Source organism: Bradyrhizobium sp. WSM4874 (assembly GCF_055811835.1).
Window position 1 is genome coordinate 1 of the sequence record NZ_JBVVPR010000100.1, and the last position, 6,990, is coordinate 6,990.

The 6,990-nt window shown below is 58.5% G+C and carries 5 protein-coding genes; 2 read left to right on the forward strand and 3 right to left on the reverse strand.

Going from position 1 to position 6,990, the window contains the following annotated elements; genetic code table 11:
• Nucleotides 1–196 precede the first annotated feature (196 nt).
• Entirely contained in the window at nucleotides 197–634 is a 438-nt protein-coding gene (locus AC0L3P_RS38920) for a YybH family protein (RefSeq protein ID WP_473309298.1), read from the reverse strand.
• A 600-nt stretch (nucleotides 635–1,234) separates the two neighbouring features.
• On the opposite strand from AC0L3P_RS38920, the gene AC0L3P_RS38925 reads away from it, so the two are divergent.
• Entirely contained in the window at nucleotides 1,235–2,227 is a 993-nt protein-coding gene (locus AC0L3P_RS38925; protein WP_473309299.1) for an ABC transporter substrate-binding protein, read from the forward strand.
• Between the two features lie 196 nt (nucleotides 2,228–2,423).
• On the forward strand, nucleotides 2,424–5,744 hold the full coding sequence (locus AC0L3P_RS38930) for an adenylate/guanylate cyclase domain-containing protein (protein ID WP_473309300.1): 3,321 nt from the start codon (nucleotides 2,424–2,426) through the stop codon (nucleotides 5,742–5,744).
• A 242-nt stretch (nucleotides 5,745–5,986) separates the two neighbouring features.
• On the opposite strand, the gene AC0L3P_RS38935 is transcribed toward AC0L3P_RS38930, so the two are convergent.
• Together AC0L3P_RS38935 and AC0L3P_RS38940 are read right to left on the reverse strand one after the other, a co-directional pair.
• On the reverse strand, nucleotides 5,987–6,292 hold the full coding sequence (locus tag AC0L3P_RS38935) for a hypothetical protein (RefSeq protein ID WP_473309301.1): 306 nt from the start codon (nucleotides 6,290–6,292) through the stop codon (nucleotides 5,987–5,989).
• A gap of 169 nt (nucleotides 6,293–6,461) precedes the next feature.
• On the reverse strand, nucleotides 6,462–6,677 hold the full coding sequence (locus tag AC0L3P_RS38940; protein ID WP_247339559.1) for a dodecin family protein: 216 nt from the start codon (nucleotides 6,675–6,677) through the stop codon (nucleotides 6,462–6,464).
• Nucleotides 6,678–6,990: the final 313 nt, after the last annotated feature.

Below are 6,990 nucleotides of genomic sequence, written 5' to 3' on the forward strand. Positions count from 1 at the left end.
ATATACGTCAGCAGTTGTGGCCGTCGATCCTGATCAAGCCAGTCGTTGCAATCGGGCGGGGTCCATATACGTCCACACATGGCCCATCGGCGAAGTGTCGGCGGTCCTCCACGAACTCCGCTCACCAAGGCATGGCGGACCTTTCGGGTGCCCGGCAAGGCCGCCGCCTCGCCGGATCGATTGAGATTTGACCGCTCTAGTTGAATGTTTGCAGCCTCAATTTGAGCGATCCATCGGCTTGGCGTTCGAAGACGTGCGTCGCTAAACCACTGAAGGGAGACGGCTTGCCCTCCTTGTCCTTGCCCGCGGCGCTCCACTTGGCTGTGCCGAAGACAACCTTGTCGTCTCCGCCGGCGTCGATCATCTCCAACTTGTGATCCGTCACACCGCTCGCGAAGAGTCCGGCAAAGAACTTCTCGATCTCGGCCGGACCCGACGCGACCTGATGCGTGGGTGGCATCAATTTTGCCGTCGCGAGATAGGAGGCGCCGATGGCTTTCTCGTCGTGCTTGTTGAATGCGGCATCCCAAGCGGCGTAAGCCTTCTCCACGTCCCCCTTGGCGTCCGCGGCCAGCGAAATTCCCGGCGCGCCGAGCAGACAAATGATTAGTGCTGATGTTTGAGCCAACTTCATAGGATACTCCTTTGTTGGATAGCGCCTTTCCCGATTGATCAGATCATCAGTCCGTCGTCTGCCGCGGCTGCGCTCCCGCCGGCATGACGGCACCGTCGCCGGTCGCATCGGTAGCCGGCCATTGGTTCATTAAAGAAGAGGTGCAGGCGATGGTAACTTCAATCGCCGTTCACCTCGGGCGTCCATATCGCGCGCAATGACACCGCTGACGCAGCCGGTCACACATGCGCCGAACTTCAACCACCAGGACCAGTTTTGCAAAGGCACATTCATCATGGTTGGTTGCCGGACGACTCCATCCAATAACTCGCGGAACAGCAATTCCGGCCAACTACCGTCAACCACGTTGACAAATGGGAGAGAGCGCCCAGCGCCCACAGTGCCTGGGCCGAAAATCGCTGCGCTGGTCACGGTGTAATTCGCTCTTTGGCCCTGACTGACCTTGGCTCAGAACGCCGCGACGGCCGCTTCCGGGAGGTGAGCCGACCAAATCATGCAAGCTGCCGATCTGCAGCATTGTCCGCAGAAGCTATGATGGAGGTTGGCCGCGATCTGTGATCAAGTAGATAAATTGACGCAACCCGGTGACAGAGGCATTCCATGACGCGACGGGAGTTGATCGCATCTCTGGGAGTGGCGGCCCTGTCACTTCCGGCTGTGGCGCTTGCGCAGGACGGCGCGCGAATACGAAAGCTGGGCATTCTCGTCAACCTGAATTCTGACAGCGACGAAGGTCAGGCCAGAATAAGGGTGTTCGCGCGGGCGTTAGAAAAGCGTGGATGGATCGAGGGAAAGAACTTACACACGGAAGTCCGCTGGGCCGGTGAGAGTGCAGAGCGTTATCACGAATACGCAAAGGAGTTGATCGCAGTTAAACCGGACGTACTCCTAGCCTCGGCCAGTCCGAGCGTAGCCGCTTTGCAACGGGTGACTCGTGACGTACCGATCATTTTTGCGAATGTTATCGATCCGGTCGGGGCTGGATTTGTTGTCAGCCTCGCGCGGCCGGGCGGCAACACGACGGGGTTTACCGCGTTCGAGTATAGCATCAGTGGCAAGTGGCTAGAGTTGCTGAAAGAACTTACGCCCAATTTGAAGCGGGTTGCGGTGATTCGTGATCCTTCGATGGCCGCCGGAATTGGTCAGTTCGCCGCGATCCAGACCGTGGCATCGTCCTCGTCAGAGCTTGAATTGACCGCGATTAATCCGCGAGACTTGGCGGAGACAAGGACGGCATTGGCGGCCTTCGCGCGAGAGGGCAGGGGCGGGGTAATCATCACGGCGAGTTCTCCAGCGACCATTCATCGCGACTTGTTAATGTCATTGGCATTGCAATTTCGCTTACCAACCGTATCTCCTTTTGGATTTTTTGTCTCGAACGGAGGTCTCGCCTCTTACGGACCCGCCGCAAACGATGGCTATGAGCGTGCTGCTACTTATGTGGATCGTGTATTGAACGGCGATCAACCAGCGAACCTTCCCGTTCAAGCGCCGATCAGATACGAGCTGTTGATTAACCTGCGAACGGCCAGAGCTATTGGCCTTGAAGTGCCCAAAGTGCTCCTCGCCCGCGTCGATGAAGTGATCGAATAGCAACAATGCTTGTTGCGGTGAATCAGTCCGTTTATGGGCCCTTAGCTGACCTGCGGCGCGCAGCCGATGGAGGACCGATTGTGACCCTGACCGGACATGCAACCTCGCGGCGGGTGCTGGAATAAGTCGGCGCGCGTGGTAGACTTTCGGTCCTATCGGTCCAGAGAGGGTTACACAAAATCTGGGAGGGGCCGCGATGCAGCAAATTGTCGACTGGCTCCAAAAGCTCGGAATGTCCGAGTACGCGCAGCGTTTTGCTGAAAACGGGATTGGTTTCGCAGCACTTCGCCATCTGACTGATCAGGATCTTAAGGACATCGGCGTGCTGCTCGGGCATCGGCGCATAATGCTTGCGGCTATCCAGGAGCTTGGGAGCCCTGCCGTCGCTCAACGGGTTACGGCCGAGTTGACGCCCCAAGATGCCGCCGAACGTCGCCAAGTCACTGTGATGTTCTCGGACCTTGTGGGTTCAACAGCACTTTCTGCACGCATGGACCCTGAAGACCTACGCGAGATCATTTCCGCGTATCAGAAGTGCGTCACCGACATCGTGCGGCGGTTCGGCGGCTTTGTTGCGAAGTATATGGGCGATGGGGTACTGGTGTATTTCGGGTATCCGCAGGCGCACGAAGACGATGCCGAACGGGCCGTCCGGGCGGGGCTGGAGTTGGTGGCTGGCGTAGGTGCTCTGAAGATCCGTGCCCCCCTGCAGACGCGTATCGGCATCGCAACGGGACTGGTGGTTGTCGGCGACCTCATCGGGTCCGGCGCTTCTCAGGAGCACGCCATAATTGGTGAAACGCCAAACCTTGCAGCACGTTTGCAAGGCGTTGCTGAGCCGAACAGCGTCGTCATTGCGGAGAGTACTCGGAAGCTGTTGGGCAATCTGTTCGAGTTTGAAGAATTTGGGCCGAAAGAACTCAAAGGTATTTCAGGCGCCGTAGGGGCATGGGCTGCGTTGCGGCCGGCTTCAGTCGAAAGCCGCTTCGAGGCCTTCCACGCGAACGGATTGACCGAGCTTGTTGGGCGCGACGAAGAACTCGAACTCCTGTTGCGACGCTGGTCCAAGGCAAAGAGTGGTGAAGGCCAAGTAGTGCTGCTCTCCGGCGAGGCTGGTATTGGCAAATCGCGGCTTACGGCGGCGCTGCTGGAAAGCATCGCTAACGAGCCGCATACCCGATTGCGCTATTTCTGCTCGCCGCAGCATACCGACAGCGCTTTTTACCCGATCATCGGCCAGATGGAACGGGCCGCACGATTTGCGCATGACGACGCGCTGGAAACGAAGCTGGACAAGCTCGATACAGTATTGGCGCAGACTTCAACCTCTTTGGAGGATATGGCGCTATTCGCCGACATGCTGTCGCTGCCAAAAGACGGACGCTACGCGGCGCTCGACATACCCTTCGAACAGCACCGCCAGCGGACATTTGAAGCGCTCGGGTCACAGGTGGAGGCATTATCGCGCTCCACACCTGTGCTAATGATCGTCGAGGATGCACATTGGACCGATCCCACGAGTCAGGAAGCTTTCAGCGGAGTCGTTGACCGGCTTCGGACCTACCGTGTGCTGTTGATTGTGACGTTTCGTCCAGAGTTCGAACCGCACTGGATCGGGCGGGCCTACGTCACTGCTCTCACCCTCAATCGGCTGGCGCAGCGCCAAATCGAGGCGGTGATTGATCACATCGTGGGCAACCAGCTTATTTCGGCGAGCGTGCGGCAGGACATTATTAAACGCACGGACGGAATTCCCCTTTTTGTGGAGGAGATGACGAAGGCGGTGCTGGAGACCAAGAGCGAGGGCGAGGCGCGGCGAACTAGAGGCAATATTCCGTCACCTGCGGCGGCGGTCCCCGCAAGCCTGCACGCATCGCTTATGGCGAGGCTCGACCAGCTCGGGCCCGCCAAGGAGGTGGCCCAGATCGGTTCCGCGATCGGGCGAGAGTTCTCTCACACCCTGCTTTTTTCCGTTGCGAGCAAGCCGGAGCCAGAGTTGGCATCCGCCTTAGACCGTCTGATCTCCGCTGGCTTGTTGTTCCGACAAGGTGTGCCTCCGTATTCCAGCTATCTATTCAAGCACGCGCTGGTGCAGGACGCTGCCTATGGCACGCTGCTGCGCCCAAGACGGCAAGAGTTGCATGCACGAGTTGCCACCACCTTGGAGCAGCATTTCGCAGATCTGGTCGATCGGCAGCCAGAGATACTGGCCCATCATTTGACGGGTGCCGGACAGGCGGAACGAGCCTCCGATCAATGGCTAAAAGCAGGCCAGTTTGCTGCTTCCCGCTCCGCATATGCCGAGGCGGTCAGACATTTCGATCGTGGTCTGTCCCTGCTGCCATCTCTCTTGGATGCGCAGCGCGATCAGCAAGAGATCAAGCTGCAACTCGCTAAAGGCGTGTCTCTTAGTAACGCCAACGGCTTCTCCTCAGCCGAAGCAGCAAAAGCGCACGCTCGTGCGCTCGAGCTTTCCGATAAGATAGGGGACGTCGATTCTCAGTTCACCGCGATATGGGGGTTGTGGACTTTCCGACGTACGTCGGATTGGAATGCGGCGCGCCAGCTTTCAGATAGGCTCCTGAGCCTGGTCGAAAAGAGTAATAATGTCGGTCTTCGGCTCGAAGCTCATCATACGGGTTGGACAACACATTTCTTCTGCGGCGAGCTCGCTCCGGCGCAGGAGCATTGCGAGAAGGGCCGAACCCTTTATGAGTTCGAGCAGCACCGGACGCACGCACACATCTACGGCCACGACCCTGGAGTCTGTGCAGGAACGCTAGGTGCCTGGAGCGCCTGGCTGCTCGGCTACCCTGACACGGCGCTCGCTCGCGTGAATGACGCGTTGGCGCTTGCGGAACGGGTGAACCATCCCTTCAGCCTTGCTATGGCGCGTCTGCATGCGTCGATATTGCACCAGTTCCGACGTGACTCAGCTTCGGTGCTGCAGTGCATTGAGAGCGCAGAGACCCTAGCGGCTGAGAAGCGCATTGCCTTGCCGCTCGATCCACGAGTTCTCCGCGGCTGGGCGTTGTCGGCACCGGAGAGGATTGAGGCGGCGATTGCCTCCTACCGCGCCGCGCTTGCTGATCCGGCGAAGCGAGGCACGATCCAGTACGCTCCCTATAGCTTTGCGCTCTTTTGCGAAGTGCTTTGTCACACAGGAAACCACCCCGGCGGAGCCGAAGCCCTGACGGGTGCTGCTGCCATTGCGGAACAAAGCGGCGAGCACTGGTGGGATGCGGAAATCTCTCGGCTGCGAGGGTTGGTGGCATTATCTCGCGGCCAGCTCGGAGGGAGCAAATGGCTGCTGAAGTCCCTACAAACCGCTCGGCAACAACGGGCGAAATCACTTGAGCTCCGGGCAGCGACGAGCCTTGCCCGCTTATGGCGCGATGAGGGCAAACGCACCGCGGCACGTGATCTGCTGGCTCCGGTTTACGGCTGGTTCACTGAAGGGTTCGACACGCGCGATTTGAAAGAGGCCAAGGCGTTGCTCGACGACTTGGCCTCGTGAGCCAGTCGAATGGTCTAGCGAGTTCCGAGCTTGGCCCCTCTTGAAAGTCCGACAACATCCGCTTTCGCGCCGCTATTGGGGACAAGCGGACATTGGTTCAAGAGGTTAATTTATGAGTACGCGAGAAATGTCAGACGACATCCGTATGTCCAGAGTGCGATCGCCCCAACGCGACGGCGATCGGATCGACTTCAGCGGCAAGGGGTGGCACCCCACCGGAACCGGCGGGGTTTACGAATACTCTATGCCAAGGACGCATCAGGTTCGATATTCACCAATACTTCGCCAGTCGTGATTTCGGGATCTCCAAGATCGAGGTCATGCAGACTTGCCTGAACAAACTCCAATATCTTAGCGTTTCCTGCATTTGCGCTTTCGCGGTCCTCGAATATCATCACGGCGACACCAACGCCGTCGCCCCCATCCAGCAGGTAGTAAGATCTGAATCCTTGCGATTGCCTTAGGATCTGACCGATGCCGCTCTTGGCGCGGCGAGCAGCGTCTGCAACCGAACGAACCTTGGTGTACTTGCGAATGACTATGTACATGAGGTCACCACGCGCTACGGTTCCCGCTCCACTCACCAAAGCATAGCGGGTCCCAGTTGGACCAGGGCCCTACTTCCAGGATGCGTCACAAACGGCGGCCGGGGCCGGCGCGACACGCTGTTCTCCAGTGCGCCAACCTCGCCCCGCAAGTGGGGCGAGGTGCCGAGGCTCAGGAATCCTCGAACTTGAATGATACGTTGAGCTTGGCGCGATAGGCCTCTACTTTTCCCTTCGCATCCAATTGCATATCGAGCTTGACGACCTCTGCAATGCGAAGATCTCGGAGAGATTTCGCAGCTAGCTCGACCGCATTAGCGGCCGCCTTCTCCCATGAGTCGCTGCTGGTACCGATCAGTTCAATGACCTTGTAGACGCTATCAGGCATGTCGTCCTCCTGTTCGGTATGAAGCAGGAAGCAGGCGCTCCCTGCCGTTGTGAAATCTAGCATCAGGATGATACGACGCGATACGATCTCGGATGCTCGCCCTAGCCGATAAGGAACAAGCTGCATTTGGAGGTGGCGCCTTTTGACCCCGCGGCGGGCTCAAACTCGGAGCGACGCGAAGTCTGCTTCCTGAGGGTGACCCGAACAGGGCTATGCAAGACGGCCAAGGCAGCGTTTGCGGATTCCGATCGATGTCGCCCAGGATTCCGAGATGATCTCGCCCACCATTCCGATTTGAAGTCGCCCACCCGTT

What these genes read in the sequence shown, in the direction of transcription:
- AC0L3P_RS38925 (WP_473309299.1), top strand. Translation starts at nt 1,235, where the DNA reads ATGACGCGACGGGAGTTGATCGCATCTCTGGGAGTGGCGGCCCTGTCA.
- AC0L3P_RS38935 (WP_473309301.1), bottom strand. Translation starts at nt 6,292, where the DNA reads ATGTACATAGTCATTCGCAAGTACACCAAGGTTCGTTCGGTTGCAGAC.
- AC0L3P_RS38920 (WP_473309298.1), bottom strand. Translation starts at nt 634, where the DNA reads ATGAAGTTGGCTCAAACATCAGCACTAATCATTTGTCTGCTCGGCGCG.
- AC0L3P_RS38930 (WP_473309300.1), top strand. Translation starts at nt 2,424, where the DNA reads ATGCAGCAAATTGTCGACTGGCTCCAAAAGCTCGGAATGTCCGAGTAC.
- AC0L3P_RS38940 (WP_247339559.1), bottom strand. Translation starts at nt 6,677, where the DNA reads ATGCCTGATAGCGTCTACAAGGTCATTGAACTGATCGGTACCAGCAGC.